Here is a 23,045-nt window from a genome sequence, read left to right as displayed (position 1 = left end):
GCATGAGCGACCGGTTACGCCTTACCGTCCTCGGCTGCGGCTCATCGCCGGGCACGCCACGCATCACCGGCGACTGGGGCAATTGCGATCCCGCGAATCCCCGGAACCGGCGCACGCGCACCGCAGCGCTCGTCGAGCGAATCGCGGCGAGTGGCGCCCGAACCACGGTCGTCATCGACACCGGCCCGGATTTCCGTGAGCAGATGCTGCTGGCATCGGTCAAGCGCATCGATGCGGTGGTCTATACACATCCGCATGCCGACCATATCCACGGCATAGACGATTTGCGCGGCTTTGTGCTCGAGCAGCGCCACCGGATCGACATCCATGCCGATCAGGCCACCATGCTGCGCCTACGCGAGGCGTTCCGCTACTGTTTCGAAACACCGAAAGGCAGTTCGTATCCGCCGATCGTCAACGCCCATATCATCGACCACCACAGGCCGGTGGTGATCGAAGGCGAGGGCGGCGCCCTCACCCTCGAACCGCTGCTGCAGCTCCATGGCGACATCACCTCGCTGGGTTTCCGCATCGGCGGGCTGGCTTATTGCCCTGACGTCAGCGACTTTCCGGAGGCGACCGCCAAGCGTTTGCGCGGGCTGGACATGCTGGTTATCGACGCGCTGCAATACACCGTCCATCCGAGCCATCTGTCGCTTGGCCAGGCGCTTGGCTGGATCGGAAGACTGGCGCCGAAGAACGCGGTGCTGACGCATATGCATGTGCCGCTCGACTACGCCACGGTAATGGCCGAGACGCCTGATAACGTCGAGCCTGCTTATGACGGCATGACGATCGAAATCCCTTATGAATCAGCGTGAAGGACCAAGGTTTTACGGCTGGGGTTCCCGGGTTGGATCTCGCGAGGTGCTATCTTCACGCCACATCTAATCGGCCACGTCAGTTCCATAATCTATCTTATGCGACTAATTCACGAAGCGAGCTAAAGCGAACCAAATCCGAAAGGAAATGGAGCCGTGAAACATGTCCTACTTCGTAGCGTCGTCGTGCCTCTTGCCACTCGCCTTGGTACTGCTCTGGGAGCGTACCTGTTGGCGAAAGGCATGGACGGCGATCTTGTTGACCAGCTGGTCAACGGGCTATTGGCTATCGGCCTTGTCATCCTCGACTTAGGCGCCAATCGCCTTGCCCCCTCCCCCACAAAGGAGGGGGTCTAGTTCATCGAAGCTCTGCTCGGCGGGGCTGCCTCTATTCTCGGCAGCATCCTCGGTGGTGGTGATCAAACCACTACCTCGAGCATCGACTATGAACAGATGGTCAACTCGGCCGAAAAGGCGGGTTTTAACCCCCTCACCGCTATTCGCAATGGCGGCTCGGCCGGCTTCACGCGCACCACTACTCCCGGCAATCCTCTGGCTGCCGGACTGTCGGCCGCTGGGTCGTTTCTCACAAACTTCGACCCGTTCGCCGATGCGGCGCGTGATCAAGCATCCCGTCTCGTGGATGCACAAATCCGCAATCTTGATGCGGAAACCGGCAGTCACCAACGGACGCTCGCAACGCCGTCCGGTCCTGTGGCGCGCCGGCCGGGAACGGGCGCTGTCTCGGCTCAGCCGCAAGACCTGTATTCGCCGTGGCGGGACAACAGCGTAAGCGGCGGCGGCAAAATCATTATGCTGCCGAATGCGCAACTGCCGGATGCCGATCAATTGATCGTGCCTTCGCTCGGTCATGTCGGCAACGACGCTGCCAGCGTCGCCAACGGCATTGAAAGCGGGGCGGCTGCGGCCCGCAAAACCGTGCGGCGTTATCTGCCGTCGGGCAATCCGTGGCTCCCTCCCCCGGCCTCTGGAAACCAGCCAGGGGGGCAAGCTTATGTGCTGCCTCCCATGGTCACGCCGTGGGGTAACTAATGCCCTGCGCCGCTTGCAATCGGCGGCGCAAGGCCGTCGCTCGGACGCTCCGAGCAATCTCAAAAAAATCAACGCGCGTCATGCGCTCTCTGAAAGGTCGGAAAAATGGCTACTCGCAAAAATCAATCGTCAGCTGAAATCGCTCCGGGATCGGGCGACATGCTCCGTATGAACCGGACGCTGACGACGCCTATCATGGTGAACCGGTCCAACCGCGTTCACACCGCACGCGGCATCACCTCCCTGCCGGCTGGCAAGATGGTCCCGATTGCGGCTGTGCCGCTGCTCCGCGAAGACGCGGTTAAATCGGGCCGCCTGCGCTTCACCTTCGAAATGATGGAAACAGCGGAAATCCTTATGAACGCTGTCTATGTCTCGGTGAAAGCCTACCTCGTCCCTTGGTCTGCGTTTACGCGCTTCGACTCTGTCGACGCCGTAAACCGCGCCTATGATGGGACGGAACAATATGCAGCCGGCCCGGTGCAGCCGTTCGTCCAGCGCGAGGTGTTCAACTCCGCTACTGCGGACGATATCAAAGTATACCTTGGCCTTCATGCCAAGACCGGCGATACCGTTACTACGGCGTATCATGAAGCTTACAATGAAATTTGGAACTTCCGCGCCAACAACCGTTCGCCAAACCTCGCTCTGCGGGCTTTGACTGACAAGTCTCTTGCTCCTGCCTTCTGGCGTCACGAACAATTCAAACATATTGTTCCGGACTTCGATCAAGCGTTGATCGATGGGCAGGTGCCGCTGAACATCGTTGCCGGCTCGCTCCGGGTTAGCGGTATCTCCCGCAAAACCGGCGCTCCTGCGGCCAAGGCGGCCGGCACTGGTCTTGAAACCGGTGCGACTGTCGGCGGCGCTGGCGTGGCTTCAACCTACGCCAAGTATCACGACTCGACCGACGTTGGCGCTCTCACTGTCAAGATGGATGCTACCGGCCTTATCCCGCAGATTTATGCGGAAATGGCCTCCAACGGCATTACCATCTCGCTGTCTAATATTGAGCTTGCGAAAAAGACCGCTGCCTTTGCGCAGCTGCGCACGCACTACAGCGAGTTGGACGACAATTACCTGATCAATATGCTTATGGACGGTCTGACCATTCCTGAGCAGGCCATGCGTCAGCCGATGCTGCTCGGTGAGCAGACAACGGTGTTCGGCATGTCCAAGCGCTATGCGACGGACTACGGCAATCTTGCCGAAAGCGTCGTCAACGGCGCGACCATGATCGACATGGCCATTCAGACGCCTCGCGTCCCTGTCGGCGGCATCATTATGATTGTCGCGGAAATCACGCCCGAACAGTTGTTTGAGCGTCAGGCCGACCCGATGTATCACTATCCGGTCGTGCCCGGTGCAAACGCGCACACTGGCGGGGCCTTCCCGCACTACCTGCGTGACACTCTCGACCCGGAAAAGGTCGAGGCGGTGCCAAACCGCTATATCGACACGGCCCACGCCACGCCGGCCGGAACCTTCGGTTACGCTCCGCTGAACTATCGGTGGAACGTTATGCAGCCGCGTATCGGCGGCAAGTTCTACAATCCCGACCCGGCCGCGCCGTTCGATGAGGATCGGCAACGCCTCTGGGCGGTCGAAACCGTCAATCCTACGCTCGGCGTGGACTTCTATCTGTGCACGAACATGAACACGAAAGTGTTCGTCGTCACCAATGCCGACCCGTTCGAATGCATGACGCAAGGCGATTTCCTCATTGAAGGAAACACCGTCTTCGGGCAGCCGCTCATCGAGGCAAACGACGACTACGCCAAGGTGTTGGCCAAGGCGGATCAGACCCGGCTTATCGGGGTATAATATTCTCCGGGCGGGGCCTTTACGGCTCCGCCTGGCTCGCCGGATCCGGCACAATTCTGGAATAGAATTCTCAAAAAGGAGAAAAACCAATGTCTGCTATCGTTCTTCGTATGGGTGATCTCAACCGGTGGTCCCCCGTTAAATCGGGCCAAGCCATCAATCTGGACGGGCGCAAAACGCGCACCGTCCGCCTCGATCTTCGCGCCTCGGACGCGGCCGACTGGATGGTCGAGTGGGTCAATAAGGACGGCGTGGTGACGACAGAGTTTCTCTGTCTCACGCCGGCCGGGAACTCCACGATTGAGCTTCTCGCCTCCGAGGAAATGCGGCTTGTTCCGCTCTTCCCGAAGGATGCCTCCATGCACTTTTCATCGTCTGAATTCGACTTCATCCACGTCGAGGGCGACCCGGAAAGCTTCACCAAAATCGCGCATCGTCGCGAACGCAATCCTGAAGTTGAATATATGAACTTCATGATGCAGCAGAACATCGATGCGCGTATGCGCGACATGGATGCTGAAATTGAACGCCGGATCGCCGGCATAACGAAAGGTCTGACAAATGGCGAGAACGCTAGCGGCGAAGCAGGTCTTCATAAGCGAACGCCTGCGCAACGTGAAAAACTACCATCGGCGGCAACGGGCGGGCAGTCCCCGGCCTCTGCTGACGGGCTTTCTGGGGGCGTCGAACAGTCCGACCCCGCGCGACCCGTTGGCGCTGCAGCGCCTGCTAGCGCTCCGGACAACGGGGCGAATGGCGGCGGAGCCGCGCCGGGGCAGTGACCATTACGGAGGCTGAACCCAAAGGCTCGGGCGTTCGCGCCCGGGCCGCTGCCGTCGCGATCTCGCAATACCTCAAACGTGGAAGGCAACCCCCCGTGACACTCAAAATCATTGCCCGGCAAGAAAGCTTGCTTCCGGCTCGTGACGCTTCGCCCGAACATGAAACTGTGCTTCAAGGTCTGCGCGATCGCGCCTTCATGATGTCCGAACGCTACGCCTCGCAGCAACTGCGGGCCTCAAGAGAAGGCTCTCGGCCTGAAATCCTCGCGTTCTATGACGCCTTCCAGCGCCAGCTACGGGCGCTCGGCGTCCCGATGTTCGCCTTCTGCTTCGTGCGCGACAGTGAGGCCCAGGACGCGGCGTATGCCTCGGGAAACAGCAAGGCTCAAGCCGGCGAAAGTCCGCACAACTTCGGTTGTGCGGTTGATATCGTCCACTCCCGCAAGGCGTGGTCGCTCACTAAGCGAGAATGGCAGGTTATCGGCCATATCGGCAAAGACGTCGCGGCCCGAAATCAGATGAAGATCGATTGGGGCGGCGATTGGGAATTCTGGGACCCAGCACACTGGGAAATCCGCCGCTGGCGGTCCGTGCTCTAGTAGAGTATATGTGTCGCGGAAGGCAGGGCTAAGCGCTGGAAGCGAGCCGCGCAAGATTGCGCTTGTCCTGACAGGTCGCGGGTAAACCTGTCCTAGGCCTTCCCCCTCTCTCTCTCAATAACTCCGACTGGATCAGCAATGATCCGGTCGGCTTCTCTGCGCCTGATACTTAAGGAGTTGAAAACAATGCTGTTTTCTTTAATCAAGCCTCTTGATTTGCGGCGTCGTGCGATTTATCGCGCGCGCCGCGCATGCACACACCTCTCGTCGTATAGTGCAATTACTGACACCTCTAACGATGGCCGCCACTATGTGTAGTTCTCCAAGGAACCTGCCAAGCGGAACAGTCGTTGGGTGTCGTAAATGTATGCAATGCATGTCCGTCCGGGCTCAAGACTGGGTAGGACGCTGCATTGCTGAAAGTCGGACTTCCGTTGCAAATCGCTTTGTAACCTTGACGTATGGCGGTGGCCTAACTGCCCGCTCGGAAGTACTGACTTATTCAGATGTGCAATTGTACTTGAAGCGTCTCCGTAAACACGGACACAAATTCAGATACTTTGCAGTAGGTGAGTACGGTTCCAAAAAGGGCCGTGCGCACTGGCATCTGATCTTATTCTATCAAGCCGAACCTCCTGAAATGTTATTGAATGAACGGCATGATCAGAAGGATTGGAAACATGGCTTTTCCCAGTGGGAAATAGCGTCCAATCAATCCATCCGCTATTGCGTGAAGTATCTCTATAAAGACATAGGCGCTGACGAAAGTAAGCAAGCCAAATTCGTCTTATCAAAAAACCCCGCTATCGGGGTTCCCTACTTCAAAAAGCTCGCAATGGATTATGCGCGACAGGGTATCTCTCCGAGAGACAATTTCTATTGGTTCCCTGACGTGCTGAACTCTAAAACCGGCAAGCCTGAACAGTTCTATCTGTCCAAAATTAGCGCTGCTGGTGGTGTGTTCTTGTCGAGCTTCATCGAAGCTTGGCATGAGGTCCACGGAAACAACCGGTGGCCTCACTCCGATCTGGTGGAATGGTGGATAGACCGGAAAACGGTCCTCAATGAACCACTCCAACTTAAGCCTATCCGCCGGGGTCCAAATAAACCGGCGTCCCCTCCTCCAGGCGGTTCTCCGCCACTTTTCAGCGAAAAGCATAACTGTTACTACAGTGATACCATAAGCGGCCGCTTATGGTATTATCTCAATCCACAAGGGGACTTGGTATGGCACTATCGCATCGGAAAAAACGGGACCGCCGTGCACAACGGCAAGGTAACGCCCCTCGGCGGGAAACTGCCCGCCGGTCCCTACCCCGACCGATCTCACGGCGCGTAGCGTTCGGAGCTCGGCGAAACCAAATGAAACTCGGCCTCGGGCCTGAATTCTTCCCTCCCAAGCCGCTTAACCCCCGGCCCATGCCGGATGCGGCTTCAACCGTGCGTAGCGCTCGCGTTGAGAGGTTGCGTGCGCAGCACGACAGCCGCGTGGCGGCTGGGTACTTAGCGCTGAACGAAAGTGGAAAGCGCAACGTCTCGCGGCTCAAAATCTCAACATTGGCCACGCGGCCTGATCACTCCGTAAGAAGAGCGAAACTCGTTGAGATAAAAAAACTTCCCACCCCTAAAATCTACGTGGGGGTACAGGGGGGCACGGCCCCCCTAGCAGCTGCCTCTAAGCCGGTCTCTGACCGTCACTCTGTGCGCGCAACTCTAGCAGTCTGCAAAGAGCGTCCACGCTCAAATAAATCAAAGGGTGGGACATCAAAAAATTACGTGCCGTGGTGCGGCGCGTGATGAGTACCGTCCTATCGGTACTCGTCCTCATCGCTGTCTTTGCAGTGCTGAGGGCTTTGTTAAAAAAATAATCGTCAATAGCTCTTTCGTAGCGTTGACATTCAAAAGCAAATCACTGCTTGGTTCGTTTCGGGGGTGACGAAAGTCGTTATCCCCGATATTCAAGTAAAAAGTTCGCAAAACCTTCGCTTCTTTCATGCATAATCTATCTTATGCGACTAAAGCCTATAGCATCCGTTGGCGGTGAGATCAGACCGGTCACTCTTGGACATTCGCAACAGCGGGCATGCTAGGGTTGCGAATCATGAAGACACTCCCGCTGCTCGCAACTCTTGCCCTCACCCTCGCGTGCGCGCTCACTGGCGCGCGAGCGCAGGACTTTGATCGTGCTCCAGGCGAGAATGACCTGGCTTTCGCGAAACGTGTGGTTGGGTTCGCGGATAACGCCGATCCGCACACCACAGCCGTGAGCTGGAACGGCCTCCAGACACTCTTTGTCGATTACCAGACCGCTGAGGACTATCCGGAACGCCCGCTCGTCGCGCTGCAACGGCTAGCTGACAACAGGTATCGGGCAATCCAGGTCACGCTCGGTGAACAAGAGGGCGACACACCGGACATAGCGCTGGGCCTCGCCAACGCCGACCACGACCCGGCAAAAGAACTGATCGTGATACTTTCCTGGGCTCAGATGCACTACGATGTCGAAGGGACGCTGTACGAAGTTCGCATCTTCGATGACCCCAAGCCAGGCCAGAAGGCGCTGACTCAATTGAAAGCGAGCCGGAAGTTCGACGCCACATGCGACTGCCATTGGCGCGACGGCACAACGAAGCACTTCCGCTTCAAGACGATCGCGGCGGTCAAGGCTGAACTGAAGCGCCTGGGCTATTAGCCGCCGGCGAGGGCTCGCTTCCCGGATGTTGCCCTCGCCGCCTCGCCTATGCTGACCCGCAATTGTCACCAGCGCCAGCACAGGCACGGGCTAGGTCGCTCGTCAGAACTCCATATCACCGAAATCCCCGCCATTATCGGAGCTGGAATCGCCTGCCTGATCGGCTTCGTCCGGCTGCGGCGTCGGCTGTTCAGCTGCCTTCGCTTCGCCGCCAAACATGCCGGCGATCGCGTTGCCGAGCAGCACGCCGCCCGCCACGCCCATCGCGGTCTGCGCGGCGCCGGCAAGAAAACCGCCGCCTGCCCGCTGTGGCGTGTCCTGTGGCCCTCCAGTTGCAACGGAAGCGGTGCGCCCTACCCGCGGAACCGAGCCTGAGCGCCTGCCGCCGCTGCGGCCGAAGAAGCCGCTGAGCGGTCCACCGCCGGCCGGCTGCTGCGCCTGCTCTTCCAGTTCTTCGATGCGTGCCTGAGCTGCGTTCAGGGCCTGCTCCTGCACCACGATCGTCTGGGCCATGTAATATGGCGCCCCAGGCTGCTGGGTGATCTGGTCCTGGATGAAGCGCTCTGCTTCGGCATCGCGCGGCGGCGCCTGGCGCTCGACGCTTGCCAATTTCTCGAAGAGCTGTCCGATCGCCTGTTGATCGTTTCTGTCCATAATGTCCAACTCCGGTCTTGGTCCAACGCCGGCTATTCGCGCTCGCCGGTGAAGTTCAACAGCAGTTGGAAGATGTTGATGAAGTTCAGATAGAGCGAGAATGCACCGAAGACAGCGAGCTTCTGCTGTGATTCCGCACCGAAGTTTTCCGCATACTGCTCCTTGATAGTCTGGGTATCCCAGGCGGTGAGGCCGATGAAGACGGCGATGCCGATCACCGAGATCGCGAACTGGAGCGCGGTCGAGCCCAGGAAGATATTGACGATGCTGGCGATCACCACGCCGATCAGGCCCATGATCAGGAACGACGAGAACTGCGTCAGGTCGCGTTTGGTCGTGTAGCCGTAAAGGCTGGTCGCGCCGAACATGGTGGCGGCGATGAAGAAGGTGCGTGCGATGCTGGTGCCGGTAAAGACCAGGAACACGGAAGCCAGCGACAGCCCCATGACCGCGCAGAATGCCCAGAACATCGCCTGGGCGCCGGCCGCCGACATCGTCTGCATCCGAAACGAGAACAAGAGCACAAAGGCCAGCGGGGCAAGCATCACCACCCATTTCAGCGGGGTGGAGAAGATCGGCACGTAAAGGGCGGGCGTGGAAGCCACCAAGAACGCGATCACGCCCGTGACGACGAGGCCAAGGCCCATATAGTTATAAACGCGCAGCATGTGCCGGCGCAGACCTTCGTCGTAGACGGCTCCGGCTCGGGCTCCGGCCCCGATATATCCGAGATTGTTCATGTGGTTCTCCTTCTTGAAGGTCGATCAGTAGAGCGTTTTGGCGAGCGCTTCGGCCGTGCGATCGAGACCGCCGACATCGCTGCGTCCGACGACCGCGTAGGCGACCTCGCCGATCTGGAAATAGGCCGAGGAAACTTCGCCCGAGGGAACGACAGTCGGTTTGACGACGTCGAATGTTCCGGGCCGGATGGCGAACAGCGAGACCAGCCCCATCTCTTTTGTCTCGACGGCCATCTCGACGCTCGGGCCGAATTGCGATGGATAGATCTGCACGTCACGGACCGTCCAGTCCGCTGGCAGCGATGGCATCACGATCGCAGTCGCGGCGCGGATTTCATCGGCGTTGTAGCCGGGTGCCGCGGTTTGGGACGACATCGCCTCACGCATGAGTGTCGTGCGGTGCGCCCGCACCGCCTCTTCTACATAGGCGGGCGGATGGGTCGAAGCGACGACTTCCGTCACCGATATCGGCCCGATGAGCCCGTTCGCAAGCCAGCCGGCGGCGACGAAGACAGCGACCGCCGCCGCTCTCTGCAAAGCACCAAGGACGCGGCCGCGCGCCAATGCCCGTTCCAGCCGCCGTGCAGCATCGGCCGTCGCGGGCCGCGCCATGCCTTTCGATCCGGCAAGCGCCACACGCAATTCGTCACGCATCCGCAGGTCGGCCATCACCCGCGCGGCCGCTTCCGGGCGAGCCGAAAGGAACGCCTCGACCTCGATGCGACGAGCCACGTCCAGCTGATCGTCGACATAAGCGTCGAGATCGGTGTCGGTCACGGGATCGCGCAGTTGGTTCATCACCGACCTCCGACGATCTTCAGATGGCCTTTTGCGCGTGCCGGTGCCACGTCCTCCATCTCGCGCAGGGCCGCACGCGCCCTGCCGATGCGCGACATCAGCGTGCCCAACGGCACGCCGCTGATCTCGGCCGCCTCGCTATAGCTAAGCCCCTCGATGGCGACGAGATACAACGCCGAACGCTGCTCCTCCGGCAATTCGAAAAAAGCGTCGCGCACCTGCGCCAGACGGACCGAATGTTCCTGCGGAGCCTGGACATTCGCCTCGGCCAGATGGCCGGCCTGTTCGATGCGCATTGCTTCGGATTTGCGGGATCGCAAGCCGTCGATGAACGCGTTGTGGACGATCGACAGCAGCCATACGCGAAGATTTCCGCCGGAGCGGAAGCTGCCGCGTCGCTCGTAGGCACGCACCAGCGCATCATGCACCAGATCCTCTGCATCGGCGCTGTCGCGTGTCAGCGAGCGTGCATAGCGGCGCAGTGAACCGAGCTGTCCCAGAATATCGAAGCGTGGCATCGGCCGTTTCATGTCCTGTTTACGGAGCAGGTCGGCATTTTAATCCCGCCCTCCCCGAATTTTCTTGCGGCTCGCCGCGCTCGCGTTCTGGGAGATACCGCGCCTGCCTTCGCCCGGCAGATAGTATCGGCCGCCCTCGAGGCAGACCGACGCCGAGTTGGCGCATATGAAACTGCTGGCAAAGTATGGCCGGTTTGCGTATCACTCCGCCGCCAACGGAACCTTATCGATGTTCGAAAATCTCCAGCCCGCGCCTGCCGACAAGATCCTGGCCTTGATCGGCCTCTATCGCGCCGACCCGCGTGCCGACAAGGTCGATCTCGGGGTCGGCGTCTATAGGGATCGCGACGGCAAAACGCCGGTGATGCGCGCGGTGCGCGAAGCCGAAAAGCGGCTGCTGCAAGGCCAGGATACCAAGATCTATCTCGGCCTTGCCGGCGATACCGCCTTCAACGCGGCGATGGCCAGGTTGGTGTTCGGCCCAGCAGCCGACATGACGCGCATTCGTGCGGCGCAGGCGCCAGGCGGCTCCGGCGCGCTGCGGCTGGTAGCAGAGCTGCTGAAAAGGACCCGCACCGACGCGATGGTCTGGCTGTCGGATCCGACCTGGCCGAACCACATGCCGGTGATGCGCGCCGCTGGCCTGCAGACACGCGAATACCCCTATTTCGACGCTGCTTCTGGTGCGGTTCGCTTCGACGACATGCTGAATGCATTGAGAGCCGCGAATCCTGGCGACGTCGTATTGTTGCATGGTTGTTGCCATAACCCGACAGGCGCCAATCTAGACATCCCGCAATGGGCTGCCATTGCCGATCTTGTCGTTGAGCGCGGCCTGCTGCCCTTTGTCGACATCGCCTATCAGGGCTTTGGCGAGGGGCTTGATGCGGATGCCGCCGGCTTGCGCCTTCTGGCGGCGAAAGTTCCGGAAATGGTCGTTGCCTCGAGCTGCTCGAAGAACTTTGCCGTCTATCGCGACCGCGTCGGTGCAGCGCTGATCATGGCGAAAGACGGCGCGCAGGCGGATTTGGCGATGGGCCAGATGCTGTCGGCGGCACGCGCCATGTATTCGATGCCGCCGGACCACGGCGCGGCCGCGGTGCGCATCGTGCTTGAAGACCCCGCATTGCGTTCCGACTGGGAGGCAGAGCTTGAAGAGATGCGGCTGCGCATGCTGCGGCTGCGCGTCCAGTTCGCCGAGGCGCTGCGCCGGCAGTCCAACTCCGATCGTTTCGATTTCGTCGCCAGCCATCGCGGTATGTTTTCCCGGCTCGGCCTGTCGGAAGCGCAAGTCGAGCGGTTGCGCGCCGAGCATGCCATCTACATGGTCGGCGACAGTCGCATCAACGTTGCCGGCCTGCCCGAGGACGGCATGGATGCGCTCGCCAAGGCGATCGTCTCAGTGCTCGACTGATGCTTTTTGGTTGACCATGATCTTTCCGAAAACCAGCTTCCACTTTTCGCTGACGCAGTCGGTCCGTTCGGGATCATGGTCTGGCCGCCCATCTGTGGACAAGGCGCCCTCGCCGGCTGAAGCCGTTGGCCGCACAGCCGTGTGCAGGATAGCGTTCGCCTGATGAAACCCTCAAAAGACATTTCCCGGCTGATCGAGATAATGGCCGCGCTACGAGCACCGGAAACCGGCTGCCCGTGGGATATCGAGCAGGACTTTTCGACAATCGCGCCATACACGATCGAGGAAGCCTACGAAGTGGCGGACGCCATTGCGCGCGGCGACCTGGACGATCTGCGGGATGAACTCGGCGATCTCCTGCTGCAAGTGGTCTACCACGCGCAAATGGCCGAGGAGGCCGGTGAATTTTCATTCGGCGATGTGGTCCAGGCCATCACCACAAAAATGATCCGCCGCCACCCCCATGTCTTTGGCGACGACAAGGCGCGCAGCGCCGGCATGGCCAAGGGCATGTGGGAAAAGATCAAGGCAGAGGAAAAGGCTGAGAAACGCAGTGCGCGGCTCACCCGTGGGCTCGACCCGGAAGACCATGGCAAAGGCTTTCTCGACAGCGTGCCGGTCGCCCTGCCCGCGCTTACCCGGGCGCTGAAGCTGCAGGAAAAGGCCGCCCGCGTCGGCTTCGACTGGAGCGAGGCGGCGCCGATCCTCGACAAGATCGAGGAGGAGATCGGCGAACTACGCGAGGCGTTGGCCAAAGGCGACACTGCGCCGATCAAGGACGAGTTCGGCGATATGCTGTTTGCGGTCGTCAATCTCGGCCGGCACCTCAAAATTGATTCCGAAGCGGCACTCGGCGGCACCAACGAAAAATTCCGGTCGCGCTTCCACTATGTCGAGCGGACGCTGCAAGCGTCGGGAAATAGCCTCGAAGAGGCGACGCTGGACGAGATGGAAGCGCTCTGGCAGCAGGCAAAGAGCGCGAAGTAAACGCCCCTACCCGTTGTTTTGACGGCGCAATCGGCTTTCAATCTCTTGCCGAGCGCTGTGCGTGGCCTTGAGCGCGATGGTCACGCTGCCATCCTCATTGTCATCACGCGAGACGATGTCGCCGTTGCGGTAAAGCCAGTCGACGACGGCGAGTTGGTCGGGCTTGAGCGTGACGGTGAACGTCTCCAGTTCGCCCGACATCATCGTCTCGATGATCGCCTTCAGCGCATCGATGCCCTCCCCGGTTACCGCCGATATGGCGATCGGCGGTGCCTTCTTGCCGTCGGCACCATCGGCAAGCAGCCGCGCCCGGTTGCCCTCGTCGAGCCGGTCGATCTTGTTCCATACTTCGATGACGCGCTTGTTATCGCCGGCATCGACGCCGAGATCGGCAAGGATGCGCTCGACATCTTCGGCCTGCGCGGCCGTATCGGGATCGGAGATGTCGCGCAGATGAATGATGAGGTCTGCCTCGACCACTTCCTCCAGCGTCGCCCTGAAGGCCGCGACCAGATGCGTTGGCAGGTCGGAAATGAAGCCGACCGTATCGGAAAGGATGATCGGCGTGCCGTGCGGCAGGCGCACGCGGCGCAGCGTCGGGTCGAGCGTGGCAAACAGCATGTCTTCCGCCAGCACCCCTGCTCCGGTCAGCCGGTTGAACAGCGTCGACTTGCCGGCATTGGTGTAGCCGACGATCGCCACCACCGGAAATGGCACCTTCTTGCGCTTGGCGCGGTGTAGGTCGCGGGTGCGGCGCACGGTTTCGAGCTCGTGCTTCAGCTTGGTGATCTTGTCCTGCAGCACACGCCGATCCGACTCGATCTGGGTCTCGCCAGGGCCGCCGAGAAAGCCGGCGCCGCCGCGCTGGCGCTCGAGGTGGGTCCAGCTCCGCACAAGGCGGCCCTTCTGGTAGTTGAGATGGGCAAGGTCGACCTGCAGCGTGCCTTCCTTGGTGCGGGCGCGCTCGCCGAAAATCTCCAGGATCAGCCCGGTGCGGTCGAGCACTTTGGCGTTCAACTCTTTTTCGAGGTTGCGCTGCTGTACCGGGGTCAGCGGATGATCGACAATGACCACTTCCGCGTGGCCCTCTTTGACGATCTCGGCGAACTCCGCGACCTTGCCGCTGCCGAGCAAGGTCGCCGGGCGTGGATCGTTGACGGTCACCACCGCCGTGTGGACCAGGTCAAGGTCGATGGCGCTGGCGAGGCCGACCGCCTCGTCGCGACGGGCCTCGGCAGAACGGGTTAGGCGCGGGCGATTGGTATCGTCGTCGCCACGCGGCTGCCGGGTAAGCACCGGCACGATGACCACCGCCCGGGTCGGACCGTTGGCCTCTGTCCCGGTCTGATGTACTGGTTTTCCGCGAACGCTGCGGTCCGCGTCTTTCTCACGTGTCAATCAGGCGCCCTGGCTTTCCTCACCATCGAACATCTGAACCGGCTGGCTCGGCATGATCGTGGAAATAGCGTGCTTGTAGACAAGCTGGGAATGGCCGTCGCGACGCAACAGAACGCAGAAATTGTCGAACGAAGTGACCACGCCGGTCAGCTTCACGCCGTTGATGAGAAAGATGGTGAGTGGGTTTTTGCTCTTGCGAACTGAATTCAGGAACAGGTCCTGAAGATTTTGCGATCGTTCCGCCATTGTTCTTGTCTTTCGCCGATCCCCTTCGGTTTGCAGGCCAATGCGCCAAATTAGCCGGCACATGTCAAGCACGCAAACACCATCTTGCCGTCAGTTACGACAAGCAGAACGAGATATATTGATGTTCATTCCATCTGTGCGGTTATCAGGCTGGACTTTTTTCCGCAACGTCAAAAAAGGCCTGCCGTAATGAAACTGTTATCGAGCCCGGGTGGCCGTTGGCGACGGCAGCGCCATCAATCGCTACCACCGGCATGGCAATCGTGGTCGCGGAGCTGATGAAAACCTCGCGTGCGGCCTTGGCCTCGGCAACCGAAAAGCCGCGCTCCTCGATCTTCAGGCCCAGCTTGGCGGCGACATCGAACAGCGTCGTGCGGGTGATGCCGCGCAGGATGCCGTGCTCGGCGGGGCGCGTCACCAGCACGCCGTCCCTGGTGATGATCCAGGCGTTCGACGATCCACCTTCCTTGACGGTGCCGTCGACATCGACGAACCAGGCCTCCTGAGCGCCGGCTTCCTTGGCTTTCTGTTTGGCCAGCACGTTCGGCAACAGGCCGACCGACTTGATATCCACCCGATCCCACCGGTTCTCCGGCACCGTGATGACCCGGATCCCGCTCTCGGCCCGCTTCGCGGCGGCTGCAGGATCGGCTTTTTTGGCGGTCACCACCAGCGACGGCTTCGTGCCCGCCGGCGGGAAGAAAAACTCGCGGCTGGCGACACCGCGCGTCACCTGGACATAGACCAGGCCGTCGACGACATGGTTGCGGCGCACCACCTCGCGCACGACGAGCGGCAGCACGCCGCGCGTGATCGGCCAATCGATCGAGAGTTCGGTAAGCGAGCGGTTCAATCGGGCGAGATGGCGCGGCATGTCGACGATGAAGCCTCGTGCCACCTCGCAGACCTCGTAGACGCCGTCGGCGAATTGATAGCCACGGTCCTCAATATGCACGGAAGCTTCGGCGTGAGCGACATAGCGCCCGTTCACATAGGCAATGCGCGGCATGGCTAATCCCTGGAAGAAGTCCCAGCTTTCTTATGTGATTCCAACACGGCCGTAACCGATAATTGCGTGGGCCACGACTGGTTTGGCGTCAGACGCCCAGCGACTTCAGCTTGCGGTGCAATGCAGAGCGTTCCATGCCGATAAACTCTGCCGTCTTCGAGATGTTGCCGCCAAAACGGTTGATCTGGGCGATCAGATAATCCTTTTCGAATTGTTCGCGTGCTTCACGCAGCGGCAGCGCCATTATGTGCTGATCGGACTTGTTTGGAGTGCGCGGCATCACGTCGCCGATCTCGGCAGGCAAGAGGTCAGCGGTGATCGGCGCATCGACATTGTCGCCGCGCGCCAGGATCATCAGACGCTCGACATTGTTTCGCAACTGCCGAACGTTGCCCGGCCAGTTGTGCGCCTGTAGCACCGCCAGCGCGTCGTCGCCGATGCGGCGCGGCTTGATGCCGGCCTGGCGAGCGATCTGCTTCATGAAATTGTCGACCAGATAAGGAATGTCTTCGCGACGCTCGGCCAGTCCCGGCACCATGACCGGAACCACGGCCAGGCGGTGATAAAGGTCCTCGCGGAAACGGCCGTCGGCGATCATGGCTTCCAGGTTCTGCGAGGTCGACGAGATGATGCGCACGTCGACCTTGACCCGCTTGGTGCCCCCTACCCGCTCGAACTGCTGTTCGACTAGCACGCGCAGGATCTTGTTCTGCGTCTCGCGCGGCATGTCGGCCACTTCATCGATGTAGAGAATGCCGCGATGGGCCTCCTCCAGCGCACCGACCTTGCGTTCGACGCCGTTCGATTCGGTGCCGAACAGCTCGATCTCCATACGCTCGGGCGTGATGTTGGCGGCGCTCAGCGTTACAAACGGTGCACTCTTGCGCGCCGAGAGCGCGTGGATGGCGCGCGCCGCCAGTTCCTTGCCCGAGCCGGAAGGGCCAATGATCATGACGCGGCTGTTGGTCGGCGCGACGCGCTCGATGGTCTGGCGCAATTGGCTCATTGCCGATGACATGCCGATGAGGTCGAAAGTCTCGCCGCTGCGCAGCTTGAGGTCCGAAACCTCGCGTCTCAATTTGGAGGTTTCGAGCGCCCGTTCGGCAATGAGGATCAGCCTGTCGGCCTTGAATGGCTTTTCGATGAAATCATAGGCGCCGCGGCGGATGGCCGAGACTGCCGTTTCGATATTGCCGTGGCCCGAGATCATCACCACCGGCAGGTTCGGGTGCATCGTCTTGATCTCGTCCAGCAAAGCCAGGCCATCGAGCCGCGAGCCCTGCAGCCAGATGTCGAGGAAGATCAGTCTGGGTGCCCGGTCGGCGACCGCCGCCAGCGCGCTGTCGGCATCAAACGCCGTGCGTGTTTCGTGACCTTCGTCGCTCAGGATACCGGCGACGAGTTCGCGGATGTCTTCCTCGTCATCGACGATAAGAATATCAGAAGCCATTACCGACCTTTTCAGTTTCTTTTTCGTGTTCCGTCTTGCCCTCGCCGCGTATCGGAACGGTGGCGGCAACCGGCAGGATGATGCTGATCATTGCACCCCGCCCATCGTGGAAGTCCGCTGGTGCATCGTGCAATTCGAGTCGCCCGCCATGGTCCTCCACGATCTTCTTGACGATAGCGAGGCCAAGCCCGGTGCCTTTCTCGCGTGTCGTCATGTAAGGCTCGAGCAAGCGCTGCCGGTTCTCGCGCGGCAAGCCCCTGCCGTTGTCGATGACGTCGATTCGAATCGCGCCATTCTGACGCCCGGCTTGAATCCGGATTATGCCGTGCGGACGATCCTCTGCATCAAGTCCGTCGATCGCTTCGGCAGCATTCTTGATGACGTTGCCGAAAGCTTGCGCCATCAGCCGGCTGTCGAACGTGCCTTTGAGCGGCTCGCTGCCGAAGACGCGCTCGAAGGTGATGTCAGCCCGGCTCACTTCGACCAGGAACGAGGCTTCGCGCAACGAATCGCGCAGGTCGATGGCCTTCATTTCCGGTTTCGGCATGCGGGCGAACGCCGAGAACTCGTCGACCATGCGTCCGATGTCCTCCACTTGCCGGATGATGGTGTCGGTGCATTGATCGAAAACCTCACGGTCCTCGGTGATGACCTTGCCGTAACGGCGCTTGATGCGCTCGGCCGAAAGCTGGATAGGCGTCAGCGGGTTCTTGATCTCGTGGGCAATGCGCCGCGCCACGTCGGCCCATGCGGAGGAACGCTGTGCCTGGACCAGATCGGTAATGTCGTCGACCGTCACGACGTAGGATTTATCCTCCGAACCGTCGTCGCCGGCTTCGATGGTGATCTGCACGTTGAAGGTCCGTTCAGTGCCCGCACGATAGAAGGTGACCTGTTCGCGATAGACCGGCTTGCCCGACTTGCGGCCGATCTCAAAGACGCGCCCGACATGCGGCAGCACGGCGGAAAGGTTCTGCCCAAGCGCTGCCGTGGCGGATATGGCCAGCATCGTTTCGGCCGAACGGTTGACAATAGTGACGATGCCATATGGATCGACGCCGATGACCCCGGCGGTGACGCCGGCAAGCACCGCCTCCGAAAAGCGCCGCCGTTCATCGATCAGATCCTTGGCCGACAGGATCTCGTTGCGCTGCGATTTCAACTCCATCAGCATCTTGTTGAATGTGTCGCCGAGCGAGGCGACATCGCCATCGGAGGGGCGGACAGGCACGGCTACGTCGAGATTGCCGGTAGCGACCTCATCGGCCGCGCCGATGAGCTGACGAATCGGCCGCACCAGGCGGTCGGCCACCGCAATGCCAGTCCAGATGGCGGACAGGATGATGATCAGCGTCAGCGACAGATAGGGAAGCGCGAAAGCCACTTGCGAGGTGCGGCGATTGTCTTCGAGACCGCGATATTCGGCGGTGTTGGATTTGACGATCTGCCGTGCCTTGATCACCTCGGGATCGACGAGGCGGATGGTGTAGAGATAGAGCCCGTCGATCTCGCGCAGCTTGACGATGGCACCCATGATATTGCGGGTGCGCGGCTCTATCAGCACCGGCTTGCCGTCGGCAGCGGTTGCCACGGCGCCCTCAGGCGGCTCCGGCATAGCAAAGTCCGCGTCGGTCTTGGCGCTCATGACGAAGGAACCATCGGGCTTGATGAGTGCTGCGTGCGCCAGCGAGCGTCCCACCGCCTCCTTGTTCATGAGGTCAAGGAAACCTGTGCGATCGAGGCCGTAGAGCGTGCGCGAAGCGTCGAGGTCGTAAGCCATCGACAACGTCGTGCCCTGAAGATTTCGTGCGTTTTCCTGCACATAGGCGTCGGCAATCGACAACGACGAATTGACGATCGTCTTGGTGCGGATCTCGAACCAGCGGTCGAGGCCGATGTCGAGCGTGATCGACGCGATGATCGCAACCATGATCGCGGGGATGGCGGCGACCAGCGCAAACATCGCCACGATGCGCACATGTAGGCGCGACGCAGCCTTGCCGTGCCGTCGTGCCATCAGGATACGATGCACCTCGCGGCCGACCAGCAAGATCAGAAACAGCACGAACGCCGCATTAAGCGCAATCAGCGCCAGCGTCGTCCTTGCGTCGGGCGTGATCGGCGTCGCGCCAACCAGAATGGCGAAGGAGATCGCCGCCGTCACCAGCGCACCGGCAACGGCGATCACACCGGGCAGCGCAAGCAGCCGGCGACCGTCTCGCGCGCCGGTGTTGCTGAAAAGCGGTTTGCTCAGTGTCGGTGCGTGCAGGGCCATGTCGCCGTCTAGAGCCAGTGATTGCGTCGGATGTATGCAACGCATTGTGGCGATTATGCAACAAGTGTGGCCGAGACGGAAATCTTTCGGCGATCGATCCCCTGGAAAGCGCTCGTAAGGGGTTCGGCTAGATCTGCCTGGAGGACTTGTAGACGTTGACGCCGAGTTCGCGAATCTTCTTGCGCAGCGTGTTGCGGTTGAGCCCCAGCAGTTCGGCAGCCTTGATCTGGTTACCGCGCGTTGCGGTCATCGAGGCGAGGACCAGCGGATATTCGACCTCGGAGAGGATTCGCTGATAGAGGCCGGCCGGTGGCAAATCGCCGGCAAACGAGGCAAAATAGCGTTGCAGGAAATGCTCCACCGCCTGGCCGATGGAAAGGTCATCGGGAATGAGGTTGCCACCACCTGGAACGACAGGCCTTTCGCCGGTCTTCAACTCCGCCTCGATGATCTCGGCGGAAATCTCGTCCTGCGAATACAGCGCAGCCAGCCTGCGGATGAGGTTTTCGAGTTCGCGCACGTTACCCGGCCATGGATAGCGCTTCATCAGCTCGATGCCGCCGGTCGAGATGCGCTTGGTCTGCAGGCCTTCACTGGCGCCGAGCTTGAAGAAGTGCCGGACGAGGTCCGGAATGTCCTCCGATCGCTCGCGCAGCGCCGGCAGCCTGAGCGGCACAACGTTCAAGCGGTAGAACAGATCCTCCCGGAAAAGCCCCTGATTGATCAGCGTGCGTAGGTCCTTGTTGGTGGCAGCGACGATGCGCACGTCGGTCTTGATCGGCGTGCGGCCGCCGACCGTAGTGTATTCGCCCTGCTGCAACACACGCAGCAGCCGCGTCTGCGCTTCCATCGGCATGTCGCCGATCTCGTCGAGGAAGAGCGTGCCGCCTTCGGCTTGCTCGAAACGGCCGGTCGAGCGGTTCTGCGCGCCGGTAAAGGCGCCCTTCTCGTGCCCGAACAACTCCGATTCGATCAGGTCGCGCGGGATCGCTGCCATGTTGATGGCGACGAAGGGACCGCCCCGGCGGCGGCCGTACTCATGCAGCGCGCGCGCCACCAGTTCCTTTCCGGTACCCGACTCTCCGCTGATCATGACCGTCAGGTCGGTCTGCATCATGCGCGCCAGCATGCGGTAGATGTCCTGCATGGCCGCCGAGCGGCCGACCAGCGGCATCGTTTCCGGCGGCTCGTCGGCCCGCGTATCGATCTTGGGCCGCCGCGGCTCGGAAAGCGCGCGGTTGACGATGTTGAGCAGCTCGGTCAGGTCGAACGGTTTCGGCAGATATTCATAGGCTCCGGTTTCGGAGGCCCGGATTGCTGTCATGAACGTGTTCTGCGCACTCATGACGATGACCGGCAGTTCCGGTCGCGCCTTCTTGATGCGCGGCAGCATGTCGAAGGCGTTCTCGTCAGGCATGACAACGTCGGTGATAACCAGATCACCCTCGCCCGCCGCAACCCAGCGCCACAGCGTCGAAGCGTTGGAGGTGACACGCACGTCGTGGCCAACGCGCGAAAGCGCCTGGTTGAGGACGGTGCGGATGGCCGCATCGTCGTCGGCGACGAGAATATTGCCGCGAACGGTCATTTGCGGTCTCCTTCACCGTCGTCGTCGGTGCCAAACTGGGTTTCTTTCCACGCCGGCATCAGGATGCGGAAGGTGGTGCCGCGCGGGGTCGATTCGCATTCAATGATGCCGCCATGCTCGCCGACGATCTTTGCGACCAGCGCCAGACCGAGACCGGAGCCGTTCGGCTTGGTGGTGATGAAAGGATCGAACAGGATCGGCAGGATATCCTCGGAGACACCCGAACCGTTGTCGCGTACGCAGAATTCCAATGGCAGCGACACGCGGTCCTGAGTCCCGGGTACGGAAACGCGAATGCCCGGGCGGAAGGCTGTCGACAGCATGATCTCGCCCTGCGGATCACTGCCGATCGCCTCGGCGGCATTTTTTACCAGATTGAGGAACACCTGGATGAGCTGGTCGCGATTGGCAAAAACCGGAGGCAATGATGGATCATAGTCCTCCAATATCTTGATCCGCTTGGCAAAACCGTTCTTGGCGATTGCCTTGACATGGTCGAGCACGACATGGATGTTGACGGGATAACGGTCGATCGGCCGCTCGTCCGAAAATACCTCCATGCGGTCGACCAGCGAGACAATGCGGTCGGTCTCGTCGGTGATCAGCCTGGTCAGGGCGCGATCCTCGTCGGACGCCGACAGTTCAAGCAGCTGCGCGGCACCCCGAATGCCGGACAGCGGGTTCTTGATCTCATGGGCAAGCATCGCGGCAAGGCCGGTAACCGAGCGTGCCGCGCCGCGATGCGTCATCTGCCGGTCGATCTTGTCGGCCATTGAGCGTTCCTGGAACATCACCACGACCGAGCCTGGAAATTCAGTCACCGGTGCGACGTAGAGGTCGACTACCTTCTCGATGCCGAGACGTGGCGACGACACGTCCACCCGGTATTCGTTGACCGGCGCCCGGCGCTCGCGCACCTGGTCGACAAGCGTCAGCAGCGGACTGCCGAAAGGAATGAGCTTGTGCAGCGTGTTGCGGGCGAGCATCGTGGCGCTCGAGCGGAAAAAATCCTCGGCATCGGCATTGGCGAAGGTGATGAAGCCTTGTGGATCGACCATGATCACCGGCCGACGAATGGTGTTGAGCACAATATGCGCGGCGTCCGCCATATCCGTGCTCTGTGTGACGGTAGCGTTCATGCCGCACTCCGCAGGTTCGCCGCTTCGGGAGCGCTTGAGAACATCTCGCGCAGCAGGGCAATGACATGCTCCGGCTCGAAAGACGTGAGTATGGCCTTGCGCCGGTCGTCGCCTGTGGCGTCGTGGCGGTCGAGATACCAGCCGAGATGCTTGCGCGCCTGGCGCAATCCGCTTTCCACGCCATAGAGCGTCAGCATATCTTCGTAATGGGCAATCACGTAGTCGGTCAGCGCTTGCGGGCTGTCCGGCATGCCGGCTACCGGCTCGGCCAGCGCGGCCGCTACAATGCTGCCGGCAATCCACGGCGCGCCATAGTGCGCACGGCCGATCATCACCGCGTCGGCGCCGGACTGATCGAGGATCGACGCAGCCTCTGCCGGCGAGCCGACATCACCATTGGCAACCACCGGGATCGAGACGGCCTGCTTGACGCGTGCGATGGCACGCCAGTCGGCTTTGCCCTGATAGAACTGGCAACGCGTGCGGCCGTGCACCGTAACCATCTTCACCCCGGCCTGCTCGGCGCGTCGCGCCAGCATCGGCGCGTTGAGCGCACCTTCGTCCCAACCGAGCCGCATTTTGACCGTGACCGGCACGCCGACCGCGCCGATCACCGCTTCGATCAGCGACAGCGCGTGGTCGAGGTCTCGCATCAGTGCCGAACCGGCATAGCCGCCCGTCACCTTCTTGGCCGGACAGCCCATGTTGATGTCGATGATGTCGGCACCCTCGCCGGCCGCGATTCGCGCGCCCTCGGCCATGTGCGCCGCCTCGCGGCCGGCAAGCTGGACCATGTGGACAGGCAGCCCGGAATGACGGATGCGCAGGCCCGAGCCAGCCCTGCCCTTTGCGAGCTCACCGCTCGCCACCATTTCCGATACAACCAGCCCGGCGCCATGGGCATGGGCGCGCTGCCGGAACGGTTCGTCGGTAATGCCCGACATCGGCGCGAGAAACACGCGGTTGCGGATTCTCACGCCACCCACGTCCAGCGGCGAAGCCAATTTGGTCACATCAGGCATGCACAAAAACCAAGCACCTTCGGTTGCTGCACATTC

General features: G+C 61.0%; 21 protein-coding genes. 9 read left to right on the top strand and 12 right to left on the bottom strand.

The window, feature by feature from the left end:
* Positions 1–2 precede the first annotated feature (2 nt).
* The 7 genes from NKG60_RS09055 to NKG60_RS09025 all read left to right on the top strand — a co-directional run bounded on the left by NKG60_RS09055 (position 3) and on the right by NKG60_RS09025 (position 7,771).
* A complete protein-coding gene (locus NKG60_RS09055) occupies positions 3–821 on the top strand; it encodes an MBL fold metallo-hydrolase (RefSeq protein WP_352666778.1) in 819 nt (272 codons plus the stop codon).
* Between the two features lie 453 nt (positions 822–1,274).
* Positions 1,275–1,874, top strand: a complete 600-nt coding sequence (locus NKG60_RS09050) for a hypothetical protein (protein WP_352974863.1) — start codon at positions 1,275–1,277, stop codon at positions 1,872–1,874.
* A 105-nt stretch (positions 1,875–1,979) separates the two neighbouring features.
* Positions 1,980–3,698 carry a hypothetical protein gene (locus NKG60_RS09045; protein WP_352974862.1) on the top strand — a complete coding sequence of 573 codons (1,719 nt, stop codon included), beginning with the start codon at positions 1,980–1,982 and terminating at the stop codon, positions 3,696–3,698.
* An 89-nt stretch (positions 3,699–3,787) separates the two neighbouring features.
* Positions 3,788–4,480, top strand: a complete 693-nt coding sequence (locus NKG60_RS09040) for a hypothetical protein (protein WP_352974861.1) — start codon at positions 3,788–3,790, stop codon at positions 4,478–4,480.
* 95 nt (positions 4,481–4,575) lie between these two features.
* Positions 4,576–5,079 (top strand): M15 family metallopeptidase, encoded by a 504-nt coding sequence (locus tag NKG60_RS09035; RefSeq protein ID WP_352974860.1) that lies wholly within the window; start codon positions 4,576–4,578, stop codon positions 5,077–5,079.
* A 298-nt stretch (positions 5,080–5,377) separates the two neighbouring features.
* Entirely contained in the window at positions 5,378–6,418 is a 1,041-nt protein-coding gene (locus tag NKG60_RS09030) for a rolling circle replication-associated protein (RefSeq protein WP_502912301.1), read from the top strand.
* A gap of 762 nt (positions 6,419–7,180) precedes the next feature.
* Complete coding sequence (locus NKG60_RS09025) at positions 7,181–7,771, top strand: hypothetical protein (RefSeq protein ID WP_352666780.1); 591 nt, start codon at positions 7,181–7,183, stop codon at positions 7,769–7,771.
* Between the two features lie 102 nt (positions 7,772–7,873).
* Here NKG60_RS09025 and NKG60_RS09020 read toward each other — a convergent pair whose 3' ends face one another.
* From NKG60_RS09020 to NKG60_RS09005, 4 genes are read right to left on the bottom strand one after another with little or no spacing between them, the layout of a single operon-like run.
* A complete protein-coding gene (locus tag NKG60_RS09020; protein ID WP_352666783.1) occupies positions 7,874–8,425 on the bottom strand; it encodes a DUF2076 domain-containing protein in 552 nt (183 codons plus the stop codon).
* Between the two features lie 32 nt (positions 8,426–8,457).
* Positions 8,458–9,165, bottom strand: a complete 708-nt coding sequence (locus NKG60_RS09015) for a Bax inhibitor-1/YccA family protein (RefSeq protein WP_352666786.1) — start codon at positions 9,163–9,165, stop codon at positions 8,458–8,460.
* 24 nt (positions 9,166–9,189) lie between these two features.
* Positions 9,190–9,963 (bottom strand): anti-sigma factor family protein, encoded by a 774-nt coding sequence (locus tag NKG60_RS09010; RefSeq protein ID WP_352666789.1) that lies wholly within the window; start codon positions 9,961–9,963, stop codon positions 9,190–9,192.
* Entirely contained in the window at positions 9,963–10,493 is a 531-nt protein-coding gene (locus NKG60_RS09005) for a sigma-70 family RNA polymerase sigma factor (protein WP_502903421.1), read from the bottom strand. The genes NKG60_RS09010 and NKG60_RS09005 overlap by 1 nt, the downstream gene beginning before the upstream one ends.
* 217 nt (positions 10,494–10,710) lie before the next feature.
* Between NKG60_RS09005 and NKG60_RS09000 the strand changes: the two genes are divergently transcribed.
* Positions 10,711–11,895, top strand: coding sequence for an amino acid aminotransferase (locus NKG60_RS09000; RefSeq protein ID WP_352666794.1), 1,185 nt, complete (start codon positions 10,711–10,713; stop codon positions 11,893–11,895).
* Positions 11,896–12,057: 162 nt separating this feature from the next.
* Entirely contained in the window at positions 12,058–12,882 is an 825-nt protein-coding gene (mazG, locus tag NKG60_RS08995; protein ID WP_352666797.1) for a nucleoside triphosphate pyrophosphohydrolase, read from the top strand.
* Positions 12,883–12,888: 6 nt separating this feature from the next.
* Here mazG and hflX read toward each other — a convergent pair whose 3' ends face one another.
* The 8 genes from hflX to dusB form a co-directional block, all read right to left on the bottom strand.
* Positions 12,889–14,280 carry a GTPase HflX gene (gene hflX, locus NKG60_RS08990; protein WP_352867508.1) on the bottom strand — a complete coding sequence of 464 codons (1,392 nt, stop codon included), beginning with the start codon at positions 14,278–14,280 and terminating at the stop codon, positions 12,889–12,891.
* Entirely contained in the window at positions 14,281–14,526 is a 246-nt protein-coding gene (gene hfq / locus NKG60_RS08985) for an RNA chaperone Hfq (RefSeq protein WP_006202172.1), read from the bottom strand.
* A 145-nt stretch (positions 14,527–14,671) separates the two neighbouring features.
* Positions 14,672–15,535 carry a D-amino-acid transaminase gene (locus NKG60_RS08980; protein WP_352666800.1) on the bottom strand — a complete coding sequence of 288 codons (864 nt, stop codon included), beginning with the start codon at positions 15,533–15,535 and terminating at the stop codon, positions 14,672–14,674.
* 88 nt (positions 15,536–15,623) lie between these two features.
* Positions 15,624–16,985, bottom strand: coding sequence for a nitrogen assimilation response regulator NtrX (ntrX, locus tag NKG60_RS08975; protein WP_352491356.1), 1,362 nt, complete (start codon positions 16,983–16,985; stop codon positions 15,624–15,626).
* Complete coding sequence (locus NKG60_RS08970; protein WP_352974858.1) at positions 16,975–19,260, bottom strand: sensor histidine kinase NtrY-like; 2,286 nt, start codon at positions 19,258–19,260, stop codon at positions 16,975–16,977. Before NKG60_RS08970 ends, ntrX begins: the two co-directional genes overlap by 11 nt.
* Before the next feature lie 127 nt (positions 19,261–19,387).
* The gene (ntrC, locus tag NKG60_RS08965; protein WP_352466165.1) at positions 19,388–20,848 is read right to left on the bottom strand and encodes a nitrogen regulation protein NR(I); all 1,461 of its coding nucleotides are present in this window, start codon (positions 20,846–20,848) and stop codon (positions 19,388–19,390) included.
* Positions 20,845–21,987, bottom strand: a complete 1,143-nt coding sequence (locus tag NKG60_RS08960; RefSeq protein ID WP_023675075.1) for a two-component system sensor histidine kinase NtrB — start codon at positions 21,985–21,987, stop codon at positions 20,845–20,847. The genes ntrC and NKG60_RS08960 overlap by 4 nt, the downstream gene beginning before the upstream one ends.
* Entirely contained in the window at positions 21,984–23,009 is a 1,026-nt protein-coding gene (gene dusB, locus NKG60_RS08955; RefSeq protein WP_352666808.1) for a tRNA dihydrouridine synthase DusB, read from the bottom strand. The genes NKG60_RS08960 and dusB overlap by 4 nt, the downstream gene beginning before the upstream one ends.
* Positions 23,010–23,045 lie beyond the last annotated feature (36 nt).

Source organism: Mesorhizobium sp. M1428, assembly GCF_040317515.1.
Taxonomy (GTDB): Bacteria; Pseudomonadota; Alphaproteobacteria; order Rhizobiales; family Rhizobiaceae; genus Mesorhizobium.
The sequence above is the reverse complement of the archived record's forward strand: the minus strand, read 5'-3'. Positions and strand labels throughout refer to the sequence as shown.

Bases quoted from the DNA above. Each gene is read 5' to 3' on its own strand.
- NKG60_RS09055 (WP_352666778.1), top strand. From the start codon at position 3: ATGAGCGACCGGTTACGCCTTACCGTCCTCGGCTGCGGCTCATCGCCG.
- NKG60_RS09050 (WP_352974863.1), top strand. From the start codon at position 1,275: ATGGTCAACTCGGCCGAAAAGGCGGGTTTTAACCCCCTCACCGCTATT.
- NKG60_RS09045 (WP_352974862.1), top strand. From the start codon at position 1,980: ATGGCTACTCGCAAAAATCAATCGTCAGCTGAAATCGCTCCGGGATCG.
- NKG60_RS09040 (WP_352974861.1), top strand. From the start codon at position 3,788: ATGTCTGCTATCGTTCTTCGTATGGGTGATCTCAACCGGTGGTCCCCC.
- NKG60_RS09030 (WP_502912301.1), top strand. From the start codon at position 5,378: ATGGCCGCCACTATGTGTAGTTCTCCAAGGAACCTGCCAAGCGGAACA.
- NKG60_RS09025 (WP_352666780.1), top strand. From the start codon at position 7,181: ATGAAGACACTCCCGCTGCTCGCAACTCTTGCCCTCACCCTCGCGTGC.
- NKG60_RS09020 (WP_352666783.1), bottom strand. From the start codon at position 8,425: ATGGACAGAAACGATCAACAGGCGATCGGACAGCTCTTCGAGAAATTG.
- NKG60_RS09015 (WP_352666786.1), bottom strand. From the start codon at position 9,165: ATGAACAATCTCGGATATATCGGGGCCGGAGCCCGAGCCGGAGCCGTC.
- NKG60_RS09010 (WP_352666789.1), bottom strand. From the start codon at position 9,963: ATGAACCAACTGCGCGATCCCGTGACCGACACCGATCTCGACGCTTAT.
- NKG60_RS09005 (WP_502903421.1), bottom strand. From the start codon at position 10,493: ATGAAACGGCCGATGCCACGCTTCGATATTCTGGGACAGCTCGGTTCA.
- NKG60_RS09000 (WP_352666794.1), top strand. From the start codon at position 10,711: ATGTTCGAAAATCTCCAGCCCGCGCCTGCCGACAAGATCCTGGCCTTG.
- mazG (WP_352666797.1), top strand. From the start codon at position 12,058: ATGAAACCCTCAAAAGACATTTCCCGGCTGATCGAGATAATGGCCGCG.
- hfq (WP_006202172.1), bottom strand. From the start codon at position 14,526: ATGGCGGAACGATCGCAAAATCTTCAGGACCTGTTCCTGAATTCAGTT.
- NKG60_RS08980 (WP_352666800.1), bottom strand. From the start codon at position 15,535: ATGCCGCGCATTGCCTATGTGAACGGGCGCTATGTCGCTCACGCCGAA.
- ntrX (WP_352491356.1), bottom strand. From the start codon at position 16,985: ATGGCTTCTGATATTCTTATCGTCGATGACGAGGAAGACATCCGCGAA.
- NKG60_RS08970 (WP_352974858.1), bottom strand. From the start codon at position 19,260: ATGGCCCTGCACGCACCGACACTGAGCAAACCGCTTTTCAGCAACACC.
- ntrC (WP_352466165.1), bottom strand. From the start codon at position 20,848: ATGACCGTTCGCGGCAATATTCTCGTCGCCGACGACGATGCGGCCATC.
- NKG60_RS08960 (WP_023675075.1), bottom strand. From the start codon at position 21,987: ATGAACGCTACCGTCACACAGAGCACGGATATGGCGGACGCCGCGCAT.
- dusB (WP_352666808.1), bottom strand. From the start codon at position 23,009: ATGCCTGATGTGACCAAATTGGCTTCGCCGCTGGACGTGGGTGGCGTG.